General features: G+C 69.4%; 23 protein-coding genes. 11 read left to right on the top strand and 12 right to left on the bottom strand.

Annotated features, from left to right (window positions below):
• Position 1: 1 nt before the first annotated feature.
• From fliF to ACQPZW_RS46240, 8 genes are all read right to left on the bottom strand, one after another.
• Complete coding sequence (gene fliF / locus ACQPZW_RS46275) at positions 2-1,612, bottom strand: flagellar basal-body MS-ring/collar protein FliF (RefSeq protein WP_433792333.1); 1,611 nt, start codon at positions 1,610-1,612, stop codon at positions 2-4.
• 1 nt (position 1,613) lies between these two features.
• Positions 1,614-1,979, bottom strand: a complete 366-nt coding sequence (locus tag ACQPZW_RS46270) for a flagellar hook-basal body complex protein FliE (protein WP_433792332.1) — start codon at positions 1,977-1,979, stop codon at positions 1,614-1,616.
• Positions 1,976-2,368, bottom strand: a complete 393-nt coding sequence (locus ACQPZW_RS46265; RefSeq protein WP_433792331.1) for a flagellar basal body rod protein FlgC — start codon at positions 2,366-2,368, stop codon at positions 1,976-1,978. Before ACQPZW_RS46265 ends, ACQPZW_RS46270 begins: the two co-directional genes overlap by 4 nt.
• Positions 2,369-2,370: 2 nt before the next feature.
• The gene (flgB, locus tag ACQPZW_RS46260) at positions 2,371-2,718 is read right to left on the bottom strand and encodes a flagellar basal body rod protein FlgB (protein ID WP_433792330.1); all 348 of its coding nucleotides are present in this window, start codon (positions 2,716-2,718) and stop codon (positions 2,371-2,373) included.
• Between the two features lie 176 nt (positions 2,719-2,894).
• Entirely contained in the window at positions 2,895-3,260 is a 366-nt protein-coding gene (locus ACQPZW_RS46255; protein ID WP_433792329.1) for a hypothetical protein, read from the bottom strand.
• The gene (fliS, locus tag ACQPZW_RS46250) at positions 3,230-3,604 is read right to left on the bottom strand and encodes a flagellar export chaperone FliS (RefSeq protein ID WP_433792328.1); all 375 of its coding nucleotides are present in this window, start codon (positions 3,602-3,604) and stop codon (positions 3,230-3,232) included. Before fliS ends, ACQPZW_RS46255 begins: the two co-directional genes overlap by 31 nt.
• A 50-nt stretch (positions 3,605-3,654) precedes the next feature.
• Positions 3,655-5,091 carry a flagellar filament capping protein FliD gene (gene fliD / locus ACQPZW_RS46245; RefSeq protein ID WP_433792327.1) on the bottom strand — a complete coding sequence of 479 codons (1,437 nt, stop codon included), beginning with the start codon at positions 5,089-5,091 and terminating at the stop codon, positions 3,655-3,657.
• Between the two features lie 138 nt (positions 5,092-5,229).
• Complete coding sequence (locus ACQPZW_RS46240) at positions 5,230-6,450, bottom strand: flagellin (protein WP_433792326.1); 1,221 nt, start codon at positions 6,448-6,450, stop codon at positions 5,230-5,232.
• Between the two features lie 247 nt (positions 6,451-6,697).
• On the opposite strand from ACQPZW_RS46240, the gene ACQPZW_RS46235 reads away from it, so the two are divergent.
• The 7 genes from ACQPZW_RS46235 to ACQPZW_RS46205 all read left to right on the top strand — a co-directional run bounded on the left by ACQPZW_RS46235 (position 6,698) and on the right by ACQPZW_RS46205 (position 12,023).
• Positions 6,698-7,183: a flagellar protein FlgN gene (locus ACQPZW_RS46235; protein WP_433792325.1), complete on the top strand. Its 486-nt coding sequence runs from the start codon at positions 6,698-6,700 to the stop codon at positions 7,181-7,183.
• The gene (flgK, locus tag ACQPZW_RS46230; protein WP_433792324.1) at positions 7,183-8,622 is read left to right on the top strand and encodes a flagellar hook-associated protein FlgK; all 1,440 of its coding nucleotides are present in this window, start codon (positions 7,183-7,185) and stop codon (positions 8,620-8,622) included. The genes ACQPZW_RS46235 and flgK overlap by 1 nt, the downstream gene beginning before the upstream one ends.
• Positions 8,623-8,692: 70 nt before the next feature.
• Complete coding sequence (locus tag ACQPZW_RS46225; protein WP_433792323.1) at positions 8,693-9,607, top strand: flagellin; 915 nt, start codon at positions 8,693-8,695, stop codon at positions 9,605-9,607.
• Between the two features lie 41 nt (positions 9,608-9,648).
• Entirely contained in the window at positions 9,649-10,047 is a 399-nt protein-coding gene (gene fliW, locus ACQPZW_RS46220; protein ID WP_433792322.1) for a flagellar assembly protein FliW, read from the top strand.
• A gap of 71 nt (positions 10,048-10,118) precedes the next feature.
• Complete coding sequence (gene csrA / locus ACQPZW_RS46215; RefSeq protein ID WP_433792321.1) at positions 10,119-10,364, top strand: carbon storage regulator CsrA; 246 nt, start codon at positions 10,119-10,121, stop codon at positions 10,362-10,364.
• A gap of 159 nt (positions 10,365-10,523) precedes the next feature.
• Positions 10,524-11,273 (top strand): hydrolase, encoded by a 750-nt coding sequence (locus ACQPZW_RS46210; protein WP_433792320.1) that lies wholly within the window; start codon positions 10,524-10,526, stop codon positions 11,271-11,273.
• Between the two features lie 81 nt (positions 11,274-11,354).
• On the top strand, positions 11,355-12,023 hold the full coding sequence (locus tag ACQPZW_RS46205) for an SRPBCC family protein (protein ID WP_433792319.1): 669 nt from the start codon (positions 11,355-11,357) through the stop codon (positions 12,021-12,023).
• A gap of 61 nt (positions 12,024-12,084) precedes the next feature.
• Here ACQPZW_RS46205 and ACQPZW_RS46200 read toward each other — a convergent pair whose 3' ends face one another.
• On the bottom strand, positions 12,085-13,884 hold the full coding sequence (locus ACQPZW_RS46200) for a PAS domain-containing sensor histidine kinase (RefSeq protein WP_433792318.1): 1,800 nt from the start codon (positions 13,882-13,884) through the stop codon (positions 12,085-12,087).
• 48 nt (positions 13,885-13,932) lie between these two features.
• Positions 13,933-14,145 (bottom strand): DUF7455 domain-containing protein, encoded by a 213-nt coding sequence (locus tag ACQPZW_RS46195; protein WP_433792317.1) that lies wholly within the window; start codon positions 14,143-14,145, stop codon positions 13,933-13,935.
• A gap of 260 nt (positions 14,146-14,405) precedes the next feature.
• On the opposite strand from ACQPZW_RS46195, the gene ACQPZW_RS46190 reads away from it, so the two are divergent.
• Together ACQPZW_RS46190 and ACQPZW_RS46185 are read left to right on the top strand one after the other, a co-directional pair.
• Positions 14,406-15,650 carry a S8 family serine peptidase gene (locus ACQPZW_RS46190; protein ID WP_433792316.1) on the top strand — a complete coding sequence of 415 codons (1,245 nt, stop codon included), beginning with the start codon at positions 14,406-14,408 and terminating at the stop codon, positions 15,648-15,650.
• A gap of 136 nt (positions 15,651-15,786) precedes the next feature.
• Positions 15,787-16,191 (top strand): response regulator, encoded by a 405-nt coding sequence (locus ACQPZW_RS46185; RefSeq protein WP_433792315.1) that lies wholly within the window; start codon positions 15,787-15,789, stop codon positions 16,189-16,191.
• Positions 16,192-16,210: 19 nt separating this feature from the next.
• On the opposite strand, the gene ACQPZW_RS46180 is transcribed toward ACQPZW_RS46185, so the two are convergent.
• Positions 16,211-16,963: a class I SAM-dependent methyltransferase gene (locus tag ACQPZW_RS46180; RefSeq protein ID WP_433792314.1), complete on the bottom strand. Its 753-nt coding sequence runs from the start codon at positions 16,961-16,963 to the stop codon at positions 16,211-16,213.
• Positions 16,964-16,974: 11 nt separating this feature from the next.
• Positions 16,975-17,730 carry an SDR family oxidoreductase gene (locus ACQPZW_RS46175; RefSeq protein WP_433792313.1) on the bottom strand — a complete coding sequence of 252 codons (756 nt, stop codon included), beginning with the start codon at positions 17,728-17,730 and terminating at the stop codon, positions 16,975-16,977.
• Between the two features lie 152 nt (positions 17,731-17,882).
• Between ACQPZW_RS46175 and mshA the strand changes: the two genes are divergently transcribed.
• Entirely contained in the window at positions 17,883-19,172 is a 1,290-nt protein-coding gene (gene mshA / locus ACQPZW_RS46170; RefSeq protein ID WP_433792312.1) for a D-inositol-3-phosphate glycosyltransferase, read from the top strand.
• 28 nt (positions 19,173-19,200) lie between these two features.
• Entirely contained in the window at positions 19,201-19,683 is a 483-nt protein-coding gene (locus ACQPZW_RS46165) for a YbjN domain-containing protein (protein WP_433797837.1), read from the top strand.
• Positions 19,684-19,730: the final 47 nt, after the last annotated feature.

Below are 19,730 nucleotides of genomic sequence, written 5' to 3'. Positions count from 1 at the left end.
TTCAGCGGTTGCTCTCGTCGGCCGAGATCCAGCTGCGGATCAGGGACGCCGTCTCGTCCGGCTTCTCCCGGACCAGGTCCTCGATCTCACGATGACGCTCCTCCCGCGCTTCGTCCGTCTTATCGGCGATTTCCGGAAGCTCGAGCATGTGCGCGGTGGTGACGTCGATCTCAGCCGCGCGCTGAGCCTCCAGCGCCGCCTGCATCTCCTCCAGGTGCCGCCGCTCCTCCTCGGTGAGCTGCTGCTGGCGCTTCTTGGCGCGCCGGTTCGCCCGCCAGGCCAGCATGATCAGCATCAGCACCACGAACAGCAGGGCGCCGGTCTGGATCAGCTTGGTCTGCTTGGCCGACTTCTCCGCGGCTGCCGCCTGGGCGAGCTCCGTCTGAGCGGCCTGGGCCTGGGTGTTGTCGAACGGCATCGAGGCGACCGAGATGGTGTCGCCCCGGTTCGGGTCGATACCGGCCGCGGCGCTGAGCGCCTGCTGCACCATGTCCGGCTTGATCTGGCCCGCCACCGTGCTGTCCAGCAGGACCGAGACACTGAGCCGCTCGATGCTGCCCGGAGCGTTGCGCCGGACCTCCTCCACCTCGTTGAAGCGGCGGGTGCGGGTCTCGTCCTTCTGCTGGTACTGCCCGTTCCCGACGCCATTGGGCCCCTGGATGTTGTCCGGCCCGAGCACACCGCCGTTGCCTGTCCCGGTCCCGGTGTAGGTCTCGCTCTTGAGGTTCTCCGACTCGGCCGGCATCGACGGGTCGGTGCTGTACTTCTTGCTCCGCGTCTCGGTCTGGTCGAAGTCCAGGATCGGCGTCGTGGTGACCACCGAGTGGCCGGGGCCGACCAGGCTGTCGAGCATCCGCTGCAGTGAGCTGTTCAGACGGTTCTGGAACGCCACGGTCTGCTGCTCGGTGCCGCCGTCCGCGCCGGTGGCGCCGATCGAGTTGCCGCCGCCGGTGGAGAGCATCCGCCCGTCCGAGCCGGCGACCGTGACCTGGGTCGGGTCGAGGCCCTCGACGCTCGACGCGACGAGGTGCACGATCGACTGCACCTGCTGCTGGTCGAGCGGGTTGGTCGCCTTGGACGCGACCAGCACCGATGCGGTCGGCCGGGACTGGTCCTCGGTGAAGATGTCCTCTTTCGGCATCACCAGGTGGACCGTCGCCGCCTCGACGCCGTCGATCGACTTGATGGTGTTCGCCAGTTCGCCCTCGAGCGCCCGCTGGTAGTTGGCGTGCTGCATGAAGTCGCTGGTGGTGATGCCCTGCTGGTCCAGCAGCGAGTAGCCGGTGCCCTCGTCGTTGGGCAGGCCCTCGCCGGAGAGCTGGAGGCGCAGCTGGTTCACCTGGTCGCGCGGCACCATGATCGTCTGACCGTCGTTTGCCAGCTCGTACGGGGTGCCGGACTTCTCCAGCGACTCCACGATCGCGCTGGCGTCCTTGGTGGCCAGGTTGTTGAAGAGGATCTGATACGACGGCTTCGCCGCCCAGGTGGCGAAGAAGTAGCCGCCGACGGCGAGCGCGAGAACCGCGAAAACGGTGACAGCCTTCTGTCCCGGTGTGAAGGACTTGAAGGTGTCCGTGATGCGGCGTACCGGAGCGGGAAGGCGGTCGGTCATGTCAGGCCTGCATCCTCATGATCTCTTGGAAGGCTTCGACGGCCTTGTTGCGGATGGCCATGGTCAGCTGCAGTCCGAGGGCCGCCTCGGTGGAGGCCATCGTGTACTGCGCCGGGTCGGCCAGCCGGCCGTCGGCGACCTGAACTGCCAGGTCGGCAGCCTTGGTCTGGTTGGCCTGGACGTTCTCGATGCCCTTGGCCAGCATCCCGGCGAAGTCGTTGTTCGGGCCCTGCGGCGCCTGCGGCTCGGACGAGCCGAGCATGCTGCCGAGACCGTTGAGGCCGCCGAGGCCGACGCCGCGGTCGCTGAGCCCGCCGATGGCGGAGAAGCCTCCGATAGGACTGATCGGTGAGGTCAAGGAGATCACTTCCCGAGGTTGATGGCGGCGGTGTACGAGTCGCGGGCCCGGTCCACCACGGCGAGGTTCGCCTGGTAGGAACGCTGGGCCATCATGAGCTGGGCCATCTGGTTGCCCATGTCGATGTCCGGGCGGCGGACGTAGCCCTCGGCGTCGGCGAGGGGGTTCTCCGGCTCGTAGGCCAGGATGCCCTCGGCGCTGCCGAACTGGACGCCGGCGATCTCGGCGCCGTTGCCGTCCTGCGCGGAGCGGGCCGCGACGTACCGCGCCTGGAAGGCGTTCTCGCTGGTCCGCGTGGTGGTGTTGATGTTCGCGAGGTTGTCGGCCACCGCGTCCAGCCACTTCCGGTAGACCGTGACGCCGCTACCCGCGATTCCGATGGCGTTGAAAGTACTCATCGTCAGGCCCCCTTGATGGCTTCGCGCAGCAGGCTGTACTTGCCGTCCAGCGCCCTGATGGCGAGCTGGTAGCGCATCGTGGTGTCGATGTGCGACAACGTCTCCTGGTCGAGATTGACGTTGTTGCCGTTGAGCCGTGTCGGCTCCAGCGAAGTCAGCACACTCGGGGACACCCCGGCCGGTGAGTCACCGCGGGCGACGGCGCCCTGCAGCGCCTCCTCGAACTTGACCTTACGGGCCCGGTAGCCGGGGGTCTCGATGTTGGCGATGTTGTTGGCGATGGCCTGCTGCCGCGCTGAGAGGCCGGCGACGGCGACCCTCAGGGCGGATGACGAACGGTCGTCGAACAAGGTTGCTCCTCAGTCGTTCGAGGTAGCCCGTCCTTGGCTTTTCGGCTGAGCAATCCGTGCTCGTACCCTGCAGTTCGGCGTGCTCGCCGATCCGCTGAGTTCCAAGCGGTTGCCGGAAGGTTGCACACGAAAAGGTCCCGGACCCCGTGGGGGTCCGGGACCTTCGCGTCTCGGCACTACATCGCGCAATCCAGGTAGACCGGGCGTTTGACCGCCTCGCCGGTCTCGATGCGGGACGTCATCGCCATCTGCTGGCGGTTCGCCGTGAGCCGGCGGGCGATCTCCTCCGCCGCGGCCAGCTGACGGGTCAGGATCTCGTCGGCGCGCGGCTTGAGCTCCAGCGGCAGCGCCCCGAGCTCGGTCGGCGGCCGCCACAGGTCCGACGGCGGGGTCTCGGCGATCCGCCGCTCGTCGGCCAGCATGGTCTCGACCGCGAGCACGTCCATCTCGAGGTCGTCGAGCGCCGCGGTCCACGCGGACCGCCAGTCCACGGCGTTCGACGTGGGGGCGCTCATGTCGAGGCCGAGGCGGCGTCGCGCCACGCGTCGCGCAGCGGCTCCAGCAGCGAGCGGCAGGAGGCGACCCGGTCGGCGTCCCGCTTGATGTTCGCCCCGATCAGCTCGGTGAGCACGAAACCGTACAGGTTGGCCAGGCCGGGCGCGCCGTCCCAGGCTTCCACGTCGAGGGTGACCCGCAGCTCCAGGACGATCTCCTGAGCGTGCGTGATCTTCTCGTAGGCCAGGACGCGGTCGTCGTTGCGGAGCGCCTCCTCGCCGTGCATGAGGTCGAGGATCAGCCGGTCGTACAGCATGATCAGCAGCCGGGCCGGCGAGGCCGTGTTGATCGAGTCCTGCAGGTAACGGTCGCGAAGGTGGGGCGCGCTCATGAGTCTCCCTCGGTCAGGGGCGGTCGGCTGGAGTCCGTGATCGACGATCGTCAGCCCAGGCCCGCCAGCTGTCCGGAGAGCCAGCTCGACTGGTTCTTGAGGGTGCCGAGCGAGGACTCCAGGGACGCGTACTGGCGCTGCAGCGCCTGCCGGCGGGTGGCCAGCCGGACGTCCCAGTTGTCGATCTGGTCGTTGAGCGACTTGATCTCGGTCTTGCGGCCCAGCACGACGTTGGTGATCGTGCTCGTCTGCTTGTCGGCGAGGGTCCGCAGCTGGGAACCGAAGGCCATGCCGGCCTCCTGGATGCCCACCGGGTCCTTGACGTACGCATCGTTGAAGGCGGACGCCGAGAACTCGAACTGGCTGCCGTCCTTGCTGAGCGTGATGCCGAGCTGCTTGAGCGAGCCGAACTCGACCGTGGCGGTGTCCTTCACGTTGTCGTTGTCCGCGTCGGTGCTCAGCGTCTTGGTGTAGGTCAGCCCGTTGCTGATCTGGCTCAGCAGGGACTGGTTCATCTGCCGGACGGTGAAGTCACCGGTCAGCGGCGAGCCCTTGCGGGTGTCCACGTCGTATTTGGTCTGCGACGAGATCTCGCTGAGCGCCTCGTTGGCCGCGGCCACCATGGCCTGGATCTTGTCGGCGATCGCGGTGGAGTCGGCGGTCGCGTCGACGACGACGCCCTGCTCCTCCTTGGTGACCGAGATCGTCACACCCGGCATCAGTGTGCCGAACGTGTTCGTCGTGCTGCTGACCTCGTACTGGGCGTCGCTGCCGGGGTTCACGGTGAGCACCGCGTCCCGGGCGGAGGTCGTCTTCGGGTTGGCGCCGCCCTTGCCGTACCCCTCGAGGCCGCTGATCTGGAAGCCGTTGGCGGCGCCGCTCTTCATCCCGCTGAACTGCACGACACCCTCGTTGCCGGAGGTGTTCACGGTGTAGGCGCGAATGCCGAGGCTGGTGCCGTCCGCGGTGGTCGCCGAGTTGACGGCGGTGGTCATCTTGGCCATCGTCCGAGGCTCGGGAATGGTCACCTCGACCGGGTCGCCGACCGCGGTGAACTCGTCGATGCCGTCGTTGTCGTTGTCCGGGCTCCACTTGCCCGGCTGGATCGTGATCGTCGCCGGCAGGGCGGCCTCGGCCGTGGTGTCGGCGACCTCGAGGATCGAGGTCTGCGAGCGGGCCACCGACGTGACGTCGAACTTCAGGTTGCCGGTCATGCCGGACAGTCCGCCGGTGGCGGTGGCGGTCACGCTCGTCGCGCTGGAGGTGGCCTTCATCGAACGCCACGAGGCCAGGTTGCCCATCGCGTCGGCGGCCGTCTTCACCGCCTTGAGCTTCGTGTTCACCGACTGGTACGAGGTGATCGCGGTCTCGGCCTTCTCGACCTTGGTCTTGAGCTTGGTCTGTCCCGCCGCCTCGACCTGCATCATCTGGTTGATCATCGAGGAAGTGCTGAGGCCACTGACGAGGCCGTCAACGGAGCTGGTCACGGGAGCCTGCCTTTCGCGTACCGAGGACGAGAGCGGAGCGGGGGTAGCCGGCTGGGCTTGCCGGCTACCCCCACTGTTCGGTCGTTCGCGGACCGGATTCAGTTGTCGCCGGTGGTTATCCGGTTGTCATTCGGTGCGTCAGCGGAGCAGCGACAGGACGTTCTGCGAGGACTGGTTGGCCTGCGAGAGCATCGAGGTGCCGGCCTGGGTGAGGATCTGGTTGCGGGTGAACGAGACCATCTCCTGCGCCATGTCGGTATCCCTTATGCGGGACTCCGACGCGGACAGGTTCTCGACCGCGACGTTGAGGTTGTTGATGGTGTGCTCGAAGCGGTTCTGGTGGGCACCCAGCTTGGCCCGGGTGTCCGAGACCGACTTGAGTGCCACGTCGAGCGCGTCCATCGCCTTGGCGGCGCCGGACGCCTGCGGGCCGCCGACGGCGTCGGGGTCGGCGGCGGTGGTCAGGTCGAGGTTGTTGAGACCGAGCGTCTTCGAGCTGACCGCGTTGATCGCGACGTCCAGCGTCTCGCCGGCGTTGGCGCCGATCTGGAACGAGCCCGGAGTGGCGCCCGTGGTCTTACCGGCGTCGACGGCGGCGATGTTGAGCGAGGTGGCCTCGACGTTGAAGGCCGACGGACCCTGTGCCTTGAAGGTGATGGCACCGGCGTTGTCCACCTCAGCGCTGAACGTCACCTCGTCGCCGTGCTTGCCGGCCGCCTTGAGGGCGGTGGAGACCGCGTCGTTGATCTTCTGAACCGCCTCGTGTGCAGGCAGCGTGGTGGGCGGCGTGGCGCCGTCGGTCAGGTCGATCGCGCCGGTGGTGATCGGCGGGGTCTGAGCCGTGCCGCCCAGGCTGGCGAGGTTCACCGTGGTCGTCGTGGGCGCCGCGGCCGCCGCGATCGCCGCGGTGCTCGCGGTGCTGTTGGTGTTGCCGAAGGTGCCGTCGAGCAGCTTCGACTTGCCGAACGAGGTGGTCTCGGCGATCCGGTCGATCTCGGCGGACAGCTGCTGGAACTCGCCGTTCGCGGCCTGCTTGGCCTCGTCGTCGAGCGACGCGTTGTTCGACTGGACCGAGAGGTCGCGCATGCGCTGGAGCATGCTGGTGACCTCGTTGAGCGCACCCTCAGCGGTCTGCACGACGCTGATGGCGTCCTGCGCGTTGCGCACGGCGACCTTGAGGCCACCGGTCTGCGCGCGGAGGCCCTCGGAGATCGAGAGGCCCGCCGCGTCGTCGGCCGCCCGGTTGATGCGGAAACCGCTGGAGAGCTTCTCGAGCGACTTCGACATCTGGTTGTCGGTGACCGACAGGTTCCGGTAGGCGTTCTGTGCGGCGATGTTCTGGTTGATGCGAAGACCCATTAGGTGATTCCTCCTTGAGTGGGGTCTTGAGCCGGCCCGTCCATGAGCCGTGGTGTTACGCCACTTCCCATCGGCGGGTCGCCGAGAAGCCATGAGGATTCTCCGAGATTTTTTCGGGCTTTTCGGGCGAACCGGAGAAGTACCGATCGGGAGAAAGCGCTCAGTGGCACGGCGGATGTGCCGACCTGTCCGAATGAGCGGGTCCGCCGAGGGGGTAGGCCCGACCAGCCATACGACGGAGGACCGGGTGAGCCTGACCGACCTGGCCAGTGTCCTCTGGCGCTCACGTGAGCTGCTGGAGATGCTGTTGTTCAAGCTTGAGGAGGAGCAGTTGCTCCTCGCGTCCAACCGGTCCCGATGGCTCAGTCACGCCACCCGCGAGGTGGAAGTGGTCCTGGATCAGATCCGGCAGACCGAGGTGATCCGTGCGGCCTACTCGCAGGAGGTCGCCGTGGAGCTCGGCCTGTCCGCGGACGCGTCGCTCGGCGAGCTCGCCGACGCCGCTCCGGACCCCTGGTCGGAACTGCTCCACCAGCACCGCAAGGCGTTCCTCATGCTGACGTCGGAGATCCGGGCCCTGGCCGACGTCAACCGGGAACTGCTCACCGCGGGTCAGCGCGCGGCTCGCGAAACCATGCTCGCGTTCGCTGAGACTGTGGAAACGTACGGACCGCAGGGCCAGACCGTCAGCGGCGCCGTGCGGCGCCCCACTCTGGTTGATGAGGCGATCTGATGGGCAGCACATTCAGCGGACTCAACACGGCGCTCACGTCTCTCTACGCGCAACGCCGGGGCCTGGACGTCACGGGCCAGAACATCGCGAACGCCAACACCGAGGGTTACACCCGCCAGCGCGTGGTGATGCACGCGCAGAACGCGAACCTCACGCCGGGTATCTACTCCACCACGACCGCGGTCGGCAACGGCGTCACGGTCAGCTCGGTGGAGCGGCTGCGCAACACGGCGCTCGACCAGCGCAGCTTCACCGAGCACGCGAACTCCTCGTACCACAACGAGCGGGCCGGCGGATACACGCTGATGGAGGACGTCTTCGGCGAGCCCAGCGACACCGCCCTCCAGGCGCGTCTTCAGGACATGTGGGACGGCTGGAACGCGATCGCCTCGAACCCGGACAAGAAGGCGCCGAAGTCGGCGATGCTGGAGCAGGCGGTCACCGTCGCGTCGTCGCTCAACGACGCCGCCACGCAGCTGGACAACCAGTACAAGTCGACGCGGGCCGGTCTGGACACGTACGTCGGTGAGGTCAACAAGGCGGCCGAGTCGATCGCCAAGCTGAACCACGAGATCGTGCTCGCCACGCAGGCCGGTCTCCAGGCCAACGAGCTGCAGGACCAGCGCGGCGTACAGATGCTCAAGCTCGCCGAGCTGGCCGGCGCGACCGCGACCGAGCTGCCCAACGGCGCGCTGAGTGTCTACGTCGGCAGCGCCCCGCTGGTCAGCGAGTTCAACACCCGGGAGATGTGGGTCGAGACCGGCAGCGCCACGAAGCTGCAGGACCTCCCCGGCATCGAGGTGAACCTGCGCTGGAAGGACACCGGCACCGCGGTCGGGGTGGGCGGCGCCATGGGCGCGCAGATGGAGCTGCTGGACAAGGACGGCACCCTGCGTGACATCTCGCAACAGCTGAACAAGGTCGCCTCCACCCTGGCGGCGGACGTCAACGCCCTGCACAGCGGTGGGTACGGAGTGGACGGAAGCCACGGACTCGACATGTTCGTGCCGAACGACCCGTCCGAGACGACGGTCACCGCGCTGAACATCCGGGTCAACGGCGATCTACTCGCCGATGTGGACAAAGTGGCGGTGTCCTCCGGCGACCCGAAGGGCGGGACCCCGATCCTGAACGGCTCGGTGGCCGACGATCTATCCGAACTGGCCACTTCCCGGACCGGTGCGGACGCGAGCTACCAGTCGCTGATCGGCGACCTCGGTGTGGCGTCGCAGTCCTCGATCCGCCGGCGTGACATCCAGAACGCGGTGACCGACCAGGTCGACGCCGCACGGGACGCGGAGTCCGGAGTCAACCTCGACGAGGAGATGACCAACCTCCTCACGTACCAGCGCGGGTACGAGGCGGCATCGCGCGTGCTCACCACGATCGACTCGATGCTCGACCAGCTGATCAACCGGACCGGTCTGGTCGGCAGGTGACAGTTAGAGGGGAACACCGCTCATGAGCAGCAGTCCGCGAGTGACCGAGAGCTCCGTACGCACTCGAACCATGGCGAGCCTGCAACGGAATCTGAGCCGTACGCAGAACGCGCAGGATCAGATCTCCAGTGGCAAGCAACTGCGCCGCCCGTCGGACTCGCCGACGGGCACGGTCACCGCGCTCCAGTTGCGCGGCGAGGTGCGCGCGAACAAGAAGTACTCCACGAACGCGGACGACGCGATGGGCCGCCTCGGCACCGTGCAGGACACCCTGAAGAGCGTCTACGACCAGGTCCAACGGGTCCGCACGCTGACCCTGGAGGGCGTGAGCGCCGGCGGTGGAAGCACCCCGCAGGCGAACAGGGCCCGCGCCGACGAGATCGAGCAGATCAAGGGTCTGGTCGTCCAGTTCGCCAACACCAAGTACCTGAACCGCCCCGTGTTCGGCGGTTTCACACCGGACTCCACGGCGTACGCCACCTCCGGCGCGTATGTGGGCGAAGCGGACGGTGAGACCACCCGGGCGATCGGCCCGAATGCGCGGGTTCGTGTCGACGTGCGCGGGCCGGAGGTGTTCGGCACCGACGGCGCGATGCAGGCCGACGGCGTGACGCCGCAGGTCGACGGGAACGGCGATCCGGTGCCCAATGAGGCCCAGCTTTTCCGGGTCCTCGACTCCATTTCCTCCGCTATGCGCACAGGTGATCCCGAAGGCATCAAGGCAGGCCTGGAGAACCTCGATAAAGCAGCAGAAACCCTGAATTCAACCCTTTCGGACGTAGGCGCCCGATACAATCGGGTTACGCAGATGAAGCAGTCCGCAGAGGATCGCTTGATGTCCGTGTCGTCGCAGCTGTCCGATATCGAGGATGTCGACCTGCCCAAGGCGATCATGGAATTGCAACTCCAGCAGACCTCGTATCAGGCCGCCCTGGCCGCCACGGCCAAGGTGATCCAGCCCTCGCTCATCGATTTCCTGAGGTGACCATGACTACTCGCACCGCATCCCGACCGATTGAGGCCACCATGACCGACCCGTCGCTCGGGTTGCCGACCATCACGATGGCGGTGCCCATGCCCGGGTTCCCGTCCCATCGGGATTTCGTCTTGGTGCGTCTCAACGACGACGGTCTGCTCTACGCGTTCACGTCGATCGAGAACCCCGAACTCCGTTTCCTGGTGGCCCCGCCGGAGCCCTTCTTCCCGGACTACGCCCCGGAGATCGAGAATGCGGTCTTCGCGGCGCTGAACACCAAGGACCCGGACCGGCTTCTCCTGCTCACGGTCATCACCGCCAGCGAGCACGAGACCACCGCGAACCTGCTCGCGCCGATCGTGGTGGACCGCGACAGCATGCGCGCCATGCAGGTCGTCCTCTCCGGGTCGGGCTACCCGGTTCGGGCGATCATGAACCGGAACTTCTGACCCTCCACAAGCGGGCGCGGTCGCAACGCGACCGCGCCTTTGCTGTTCGTTCGAGGGATGGAGGGTCGCTGATGCTGGTCCTGACGCGGCGAGCCGGAGAGAGCGTGATGATCGGCGACGATGTCGTGATCACCGTGCTCGAGGCCCGTGGTGACGTCATCCGGCTGGGTATCCAGGCCCCGCGGGATGTGCAGGTGCACCGCGAGGAGGTCTACCGGGAGCTGCAGGAGGCGAACCGGGCTGCCGCCTCGCCGACCGAGGATGCGGTCCATGCGGTCGCCAGGATGTTGGAGAAGCCGGACAACACGGCTGAATGAGCACGAGTGACGCCCGTCGCCGCCGGCGACGGGCGTTCTTGCGTCTCGGCCCGTAGCGCGCTCCTGTCCTGCACCGGGCACTGACCCCGGAGACAACATCGGGGCCTCACTCTCATCATCGGGCGGGAGAAACCCGCCCCTTTCAGCCGGGGAGCGAGCGTGGGCGCAGAGCGCGATTCAGTCATCGGTGGCGGTGCGGTGGGCACCGCCTGCGCGCTGGACCTGGCGGTGGACGCGCATGTGCACACCGGGTTCGCGGCCGGCCGGGATGCCGTGGGTGTGGTGGTCTCGGCCGCCGATCAGGCCGGCCTGTCCGCGCTCACCTTCGCCGACCAGGCCGGCCCGGACACCACCTGGCTCACGGCGTACGCCGACGCGGTGCGCCGCGCCCGGCACCGCACCGAGATGACGCTGCGGGTGGCGGCCGAGGTGGAGGTGGTCCGCCCGGACGGCTGGCTGGCCCTGCCGCCGGACCTGGCGCCGCTGGATGCGCTCTCGGTTGCGGTCTCCGATCTGCCCGTCGACGGCGAGCTGCTCACCCCGCGCGAGGTGCGCGCCCGGCTCGACCTCGGCCTGTTGACCGCCGGTCAGGTGACCGAGCTGCTGGTGGTGGCGACCGTCAAGGGCCTGGAACGGGCCTCCCGGTACGTGCCGGCACAGCTCGCCCGACCGCTGGCGCTGCTCGGTCAGGCCGGGCTGGACGACTCCTGTGTGACGCCGGAGCTGATCGCCGACCTGGCCTTCGCCTGCCGGACCACCGGGGCGGTCGTCGAGGTGAGTGAGGCATGGCGCAGCCCATCGCCGCGCGTGGTGCAGATGCTCCTGGAGTCGGCTGTGACGGTGGCGCCGGCGAGTGACGCCCGGTACGCCGCCGAGGTGGGGCGCTGGCAGTACCTGCGACGTGTCTGAGGAGAACAGCAAAACCGAACACGATGCGCACTCGCCTCCGTACTCTCTGTCATGCCAGCACTTCAGTATGGGAGAGTTGCGATGAGCATGGTTCAGCAGGCTATCGAGGTCAGTGCACCGGTCCACACGGTGTACGAACAGCTCGCGGCGTTCGAGAACTACCCCCGTTTCATGACCGGTGTGCGGCAGGTGACGTCGATCGGCGCCGACCAGACCCACTGGATCATGGACGTCGACGGTAAGCGACGCGAGTTCGACGCCCAGATCATCGAGCGGTCGCCGGACGAGCGGGTCTCCTGGTCGACCATGGAGGGCCCGCTGCTGGCGGAGACGATCACACTGCGCCCGATGGGGGAGACGAAGACCCAGATCGTCGCCCAGCTGGAAGCCGACATAGCCTTCCTGATGCCCAGCGACCGGCACGGCCAGGAGTCACTGAACCGTCGGCTCAAGGCCGACCTGACCACGTTCAAGGGCCTGGTGGAGAGCGGTGTTCTCGGCGGCCGGCCGATCCCGCACAGCGGCGTCGGCTCCCCGCCGATGGGCGTGCGGTCGCACAGCCTGCTGCCCGGCGCCGACACCCCGTCGCCGGCCGCGGTGGCCGCGCGCATCCGCAATCGCAACACCCCCGCGCCGAGCCCGGGCGCCGGCTGGGACACCGGTGTCGCCGGCACCGCCCGGATGGGCGGCCGCACCTCCGGCGCCGACATGTGGGGCAACGGCATGATCAACGAGGAGGAGCGCGGCTAGCCGCTTCCGTTCGGGGCCCGGGGCGTACGCCTCCGGGCCCTTTTGCATGTGTCCGCCGCCGCTACGCGCTGGCCGGCGCCGCCTCGAGGGTGACCAGCAGCCGCGCGCCGCGGGGCTCGGCGGGCTCGTAGCGGACCGTCCCGCCGTTCGCCTCGACCAGGTGCCGGACGATGAACAGCCCGAGCCCGGAGCCGTGGATGAACCGGCCGAACAGGTTGGGCAGCAAGGCGGAGGGGATGCCGGCGCCGCTGTCCTGCACGGTCAGGCGTACCGTCCCGTCACCGCCCCGGTCGGCCCGGACGTGGATCGGCGGCGCCCCGTGGGCGAGCGCGTTCTTCAGCAGGTTCTCCACCACCACGCTGAGATGCCCGCGGTCGGCCAGCGCCGACAGCTCCTCGTCGATGGCGATCTCGATGTCGCCGGTGCCGATGGCCGTGCCGCAGGCCGCCTCGACCACCTCGAGCAGCGGCACCGGCACCCGGCGGGCGGTGACCGTCCCGGTGTCCAGCCGGAAGAGCAGCTGGAGATCGTTCATCATCTTGATCAGCCGCCGGGTGTTCTTGTCGATCTTCGTGGCCAGCTCGAGCCGGATGTCCTCGGGCAGATCGGCCCAGTCGGCACAGAGCAGCTCGGCGAGGCTGGCGATCGAGCTGATCGGCTGCGCCACGTCGTGGGTCAGCATCGAGGTCAGGTCGTTCTTGAAGGCCAGGGCCGCGGCCAGGTCGGCGTTGCCGCGCTCCAGCTCGGCGGCGTGCTCGGTGAGCGCCACCTCGGCCTGCTTGCGCTCGGCGATGTCGATGTAGGTGGCCACGTACCCCCGGGTCGCGCCGGCCGCGTCCGGGATGGCCGCCATGGTCGCGAGCACCGGCACGTCGGTGCCGTCCGCGCGGGGCAGAAGCCAATCGCCGCCGGTGCCCGGTGGCGGCAGCGGCGGCGATTCGGCGGGGAGGCCGTCGTGGCCGGTGAGCTCCCGCCAGCGGCGGTTCACGTCGATCACCCGGTAGTTGGCGTCGAGGACCATCACGGCCTCGTTCATCGACTGGAGCAGCGTCTGGGCGAAGTCCTGCCGTTCCTCCAGCTCGGCCGCCAGGTGCTTCTGCCGCTGGTCGGCGTCGTCGAGGGTGCGGACCAGATAGCCGAGCAGGGTGAGCAGCGCGAGGGCGGCGAGGATCACGCCGGTGCTCACCGCGGCGGTCACCCGGCTCACGCCGGACTGCTGGGCGAAAGCGCTGACCAGGGCGGCGACGATGGGAGCGGCGATCAGGGCGGGGGCCACACGGCGTACGGCCGCCCGCGGACCGGAGTCGTCGAGGACACGTGCCGGCCCCGCCTCGGGGCGGGCCAGGATGGTGCCGGTGGCGAGACAGAGCAGTGCCCCGGCCAGATAGGCGGGCAGGACGCTCTCCGGCCCGTCGCCGGCTGAGGCGACGGCGTCGAAGAGACGTGGCACCAGGGTGACCAGCGCGATGATCGCGGCGCCGAGCAGGAGCGGGTCGGCGACCCGGAAGGCGATTCCGCCGCTGCGCCGGGTCACTCGCAGGTCGAGGCAGGCCAGGGCCAGTCCGGAGAGGGCGGTGGCGACCGCCGCGGCCGGGTGGGAGCCCAGATGGGCGACGCCCAGGCCGGTGGCGGCGAGCGCGAGGAGCACCGCCGCCCCGGCACGGAGCCGGCCGGCCCGGACACCCGTGGCCGGGACGACCTGAAGCAGAAGGGCGACTCCGGCCGGGATCAGGGCTGGAGCCGGCCCGGGGTCGAGCGCGTGCAGGGCGCCGAAAGCGGCAGCTGTTGCTCCGGCGCACCCGGCGACCAGCCGGGACAACCTGCCCACGTCATGCGCCGCGATCTGCACAAATACCCCCAAGACGTGAGGGAAAGAGCATAACGCGGGCTACCCAGGGTGAGCGGAGGGTTACTTGCCCGCCCAGTCGAAGCCGTCCTCGAGGCGGATCCTGCTCGCCACCTTGGCGATGTCGCTCCGGTGGCGGTTGGCGTGGTGCCCGCAGAAGGCCAGGTCTCCGCCGCTGGTCAGGACGACCTCCAGCTTGGCGGCCGCCCCACAACGATCGCAGCGCTCGGTCAGTTCGCCGACGGTGTCGATCTCGGGCGACAGCAGTGCGGTCATATCGCTCTCCTTGTTGCTCGGTGGCGGTGCTTCGGTGGCGGTGCAGGGGTCCTGACAGCGAGAGATTCGGCCCGCCTCCCGGGCGGCTTAGGGGTTCGCGCTGTGACTCTGGCAGCCCGGATCGTGCTACCCGGTCACAACCCGGAGGAACCCGGGAGCACAACCCGCCCCCTCCAATCTTTCCCTCAGCTGCTTTCGGCATGCCCCCGGGCCGGAATTTCACGACGACCTGAGAACACAACCGAGAGGACCCACCACATATGTTCGGTAACGACGCCCGCCGCCTGGCCATCCGACTGACCGTCGCCGCGAGCGCCGCCACCGCCACCTTCGCGGGCCTGACCGGTACGGCCGTCGCCGCTCCGGCCGCGCCCGTGCTGGGATCCATCTCGGGGACCGGCGTGGAGGGCGCCATCCCGGGCAGCTACATCGTGGTTCTGAAGCCGGGCACTCCCGCCGCCGGCCGGGTCACCACCGCGTCGCAGGAGCTGGTCCGCAAGTACGGCGGCACGGTCGCCGGCAACTACCTCGCCACGGTCCGCGGCTTCCACCTGCAAGCCGGCGCCGATGAGGCCGCCCGCCTGGCCGCCGACCCGTCGGTGGAGTACGTCGAGCAGGACGCCGTGGTCGACGGCAAGACCCTGCAGGCGCCCGCTTCGTCGTACACCCAGTCGAAGAAGCTGGCCTGGGGCCTGGACCGGATCGACCAGCGCGCGCTGCCGCTGTCGAAGTCCTACTCCTACAAGTCCGCCTCCGCGATCACCGCCTACGTGATCGACACCGGTGTCCGCACCAGTCACAAGGAGTTCGGCGGCCGGGCCACCAGCGGCTGGGACTTCGTCGACGGCGACGCCACCGCGAACGACTGCCACGGCCACGGCACGCACGTCGCCGGCACCATCGGCGGCCGCACCCACGGCGTGGCCAAGGACGTCAAGCTGGTCGCCCTGCGGGTGCTCGGCTGTGACGGCTCCGGCGCGTTCTCCGACTTCATCGCCGCCGTCGACTGGGTGACCGCGAACGCCAAGCTGCCGGCCGTGGCCAACATGAGCCTGGGCGGTCCTCGCAGCAAGGCCCTCGACGCCGCCGTCAAGCGCTCCATCGACAAGGGCGTGACCTACGCGATCGCCGCCGGCAACGAGGACCAGAACGGCTGCAAGAGCTCGCCGGCCTCCACGCCGGATGCGATCACCGTCGGTGCCGTCGACTCCGCCGACCGGCGTGCCGACTTCTCCAACTGGGGCAACTGCCTCGACATCTTCGCCCCGGGCGTGGACATCAAGTCCTCCGCGAAGGGCTCGGACACCGCCACCCAGAAGATGAGCGGCACCTCGATGGCGGCGCCGCACGTGGCCGGAGCGGCCGCCCTGGTGCTGGCCGCGCACCCGGACTGGACGCCCCGCCAGGTGCGTGACGACCTGGTCGCCAACGCCGGGGTCAACCTGGTCAAGGACCCGGGCAAGGGCTCGCCGAACCGGCTGCTCTACACCGGTCACCTGCTCTGAGCTTCCGGCCGGCTCCCAGCGCTGTCTCACGCTCTAGGAGACGGCACTGAGAGCCGGCCTGTTTTTGACGGTGAGCCGTACGCCGGGCCCGTGAGGCGGATAGCGTGAGAGCGACCCCAGCCCGAGGAGGACCGAGATGTCCGAGGCGCCGGTCGCCGAGAGGCCGACAATCCTGGTCGTCGACGACGAGGAGGATCTGCGCGACATCATGCGCCGGATGCTGGAGCGCCGCGGGGCGTACGCGACGCTGGCCACCGGCGAGCCGGACGAGGCCCTCTCGATCGCCCGGGACCACCCCGGCAAGATCGATGTGCTGATCACCGACCTGACCCTGCCGGGCGCCTCCGGCGGTGAGCTGGCCCGGACGATCCGCAGCGTGCGGCCCGGGATCGGCGTGGTCTTCGTCTCCGGGCTGCCCAAGGATCACGCCGTCGCCAAGGGCGAGATCACCGAGGACGACATCCTGGTGAAGAAGCCGTTCACCGCCGACGCCCTGCTGGCCGCGGTGAAGGAGGCTCTCGAGCGCAAGGACCAGGGGTGAGAGGGCGCGGGGCCGGCCGCTAGCCCGGCCAGGGCAGGGTCAGCTCGCCGAGCCGCCATCGGGCCGGGCCGTCGAGCACCGGCCAGCCCTCGTCGCGCATCCGCCGGATCGTGGCCGGCCAGCGCTGCCGGGGCCCGAACGGCGTCGTCTCGGTCTCCCACGCGCGGCCGAGCGCCCGCAGCAGCTCGTGCACCGGATGACCGGGCACGTTGTGGTGGATCAGCGCCTTCGGTAGCCGCTCGGCGAAGACCGCCGGATGGGTGAGGGTGGGGAGCCGGGCCGACAGGGTCAGCGTCGACGGCACACCGCCCTCGACGACCGTCCACGTGGCGATCCGGCCCAGCTCGTCACAGGTGCCCTCGACCAGCAGCGCGCCGGTCGCGGTCATCGCCCGCCAGGCCGCGGCCACCTCGTCCTCGGCATACTGCCGCAGCACGTTGAACGCGCGCACCACCACCGGCGCCAGCCCGGCCAGCTCGAACCCGCCGCGCCGGAACTCCAGCCACGGCGGGTCCGCGAACGGCTGCGCGTCGCTCACCCGGACCGGGTCGATCTCCAGACCGACCACCGCGACGTCGGCGCGGACCGAGGCCGCGAGGCGGCCCCGCAACTCCACCGCCGTCACCGGCGTGGCGCCGTAGCCCAGGTCGACCACCAGCGGCCGCGCCGCTTCTTTCAAGAGCCCCTCGCAGCGGTACGCGATGAAGTTGTCGACGCGACGGAGCCGGTTGGGATTGGTCGTCCCCCGGGTGATCGCGCCGACCGGTCTCATGCCCTCAGAACCTAGAGCTCGCGGTGGACCTTGTGCTGGGCGGCCTGGGCGATCGGGCGCACCACCAGCCGGTCGACGTTGACGTGGTGCGGGCGGGTGGCGGTCCACGCGATGCAGTCGGCGATGTCGTCGGCCACCAGTGGCTCCTTCACCCCGGCGTAGACCGAGTCGGCCTCGGCCTGGTCGCCGCCGAACCGGTTGACCGCGAACTCGTCGGTCCGCACCATGCCGGGATCGATCTCGACGACCCGGACCGGCTTGCCGGCCAGCTCCAGCCGCAGTGTCCCGACCAGGGCGGTCTCGGCGTGCTTGGCCGCCACATAGCCGCCGCCACCCTCGTAGGGCGTGAAGGCCGCGGTGGACCCGACCGTCACGATCGTGCCGCGGCCGCTCGCCTCCAGGGCGGGGAGCAGCGCCTTGGTCACCCGCAGCGTGCCGAGCACGTTCACGTCGTACATCCACTGCCAGTCGTCGACCGAGCCGGTGGCGACCGGATCCACCCCACGCGCTCCGCCGGCGTTGTTGACCAGCAGCGTGACCGGGCCGCCGAGCGCGGCCACCGCCGCCGCCAGGCCGGCCACCGAGTCGTCCGACGTGATGTCGCACTCGACCGCCGTGGCGTTCGCCCCGAGCTCCTTGACCAGCGCCTCCAGCCGGTCGGCACGCCGTGCCGCGGCGACGACGTGGAATCCCTCCGCGGTCAGCCGGCGGGCCGTGGCCGCGCCGATCCCGCTGGACGCGCCAGTGACCACTGCGATGTTCTGCATGGCTCGATTCTGGTCCATGACGAGGAACGTCCCGGGCGATCAATGACCTGGATCACCCCGGGTCGGCTGAGTGGTGGTTCCCGGCACGCCGATGGGGAAGATGAACCTTGGCGCAACAAGCATGTTGCAGAACCGATACGGAGGGAGTCAGCGTGGCTGATCTACGGGCCGCTGGCCGATGGCCCACTCCCCGCCGGATCGCGACCCTCTCCGTGCACACCTCGCCCCTGGAGCAGCCGGGCACCGGTGACGCCGGCGGTATGAACGTCTACATCGTCGAGATCGCCAAGCGCCTGGCCGAGCGCGGTGTCGAGGTGGAGATCTTCACCCGGGCCACCGCCGGCGACCTGCCGCCGGTCGTCGAGATGTCGCCCGGGGTGCTCGTGCGCCACGTCACCGCGGGGCCCTATGAGGGGCTGGCCAAGGAGGAGTTGCCCGCCCAGCTCTGCGCCTTCACCAACGGCGTGCTCCGGGCCGAGGCCGCGCATCCGCCGGGCCACTACGACCTGATCCACTCGCACTACTGGCTCTCCGGGCAGGTCGGCTGGCTCGCCCGGGAGCGCTGGGGCGTGCCGCACGTGCACACCGCGCACACCCTGGCCAAGGTGAAGAACAGGTTCATCGCGACCGGCGATCGGCCCGAGCCGAAAGCGCGGGTGATCGGCGAGGAGCAGGTGGTCGCCGCGTCGGACCGTCTGGTGGCCAACACCGAGTTCGAGGCGCAGGATCTGATCAGCCACTACGACGCCGACCCGTCGCTGGTCAGCGTGGTGCCGCCGGGTGTCGACCTGCGGAGGTTCCGGCCCGGCGCGACCGACCGGGCCCGGTTCGGCCTGCCCGAGCGCGGCCGGATCATCGCGTTCGTCGGCCGGATCCAGCCGCTCAAGGCGCCCGATGTGCTGATCGCCGCCCTGGCCGAGATGCGGGCGGGCGCGACCCTGGTGATCTGCGGTGGACCGAGCGGCAGCGGCCTCGACCGGCCCACCGCCCTGATCGAGCTGGCCGGCAGCCTCGGGGTGGCCGGCTCGGTGGTGTTCCTTCCACCGCAGACCGGTGACGACCTGGCCGCTCTCTACCGGGCCGCCGACGTGGTCGCCGTCCCGTCCTACAACGAGTCCTTCGGCCTGGTCGCCCTGGAGGCCCAGGCCTGCGGCACGCCGGTGGTCGCCGCCGCGGTCGGTGGCCTGGTCACCGCGGTGCGTGACGGGGTGAGCGGCGTGCTCGTCGACGGCCACGATCCGCGTGACTGGGCGCGGGTGCTGGACCGGTTGCTCGACGAGCCCGGTCACCGGCGCCGGCTGGCCGCTGGGGCGGTCGCCCACGCGTCGCAGTTCTCCTGGGATCGCACTGCCGAGACGCTGCTCTGCGTCTACCGTGACGCGGTGAGCGCGCATCGGGCGCTCATCGCGGCGCGAGTCGAGGGTGCGTCCTGCGCATACTGACCAACCTATGGATGGGGGCGTCCCGAGCATGGTGACCGAGCTGATCGAGCGGATCCTGACCGAGCGGGAGCTGGAGTGGGAGGCCACCGGCGACAGCTCCTATGTGGTCTCGCTGCCCGGCACGCACAAGTTGAAGACGGCCTGCAACCTGATCGTCGGCGAGCACTCGCTGCGGGTCGAGGCGTTCGTGATGCGCCGGCCGGACGAGCGGCACGAGGAACTGTGGGCCTGGCTGCTGCGCCGGAACGCCCGGATGTACGGTGTCGCCTTCTCGATCGACACGGCGGGTGACGTCTATCTCACCGGCCGGGTCTCGCTGAAGAGCCTGGACGCCGACGAGCTCGACCGTCTGCTCGGCTCCGTGCTGACGTATGCCGACGAGTCGTTCGACACGATGCTGGAGATCGGGTTCGGGTCGTCGATCCGCCGGGAGTGGGAGTGGCGGGTCAGCCGGGGCGAGTCGACGGCCAACCTCCAGGCCTTCAAACACCTCGTCGAGCGGCCCGAGTAGTCGCCCGGCCCGGATCCGGTCGATTCGCCGCCGGCCCCGAGATCGTG

The sequence above is a fragment of the Actinoplanes sp. CA-252034 genome (assembly GCF_050956125.1).
Lineage (GTDB): Bacteria > Actinomycetota > Actinomycetes > Mycobacteriales > Micromonosporaceae > Actinoplanes.
Note: the sequence above shows the minus strand (reverse complement) of the source record. Positions and strands in the feature narration are given on the sequence as shown.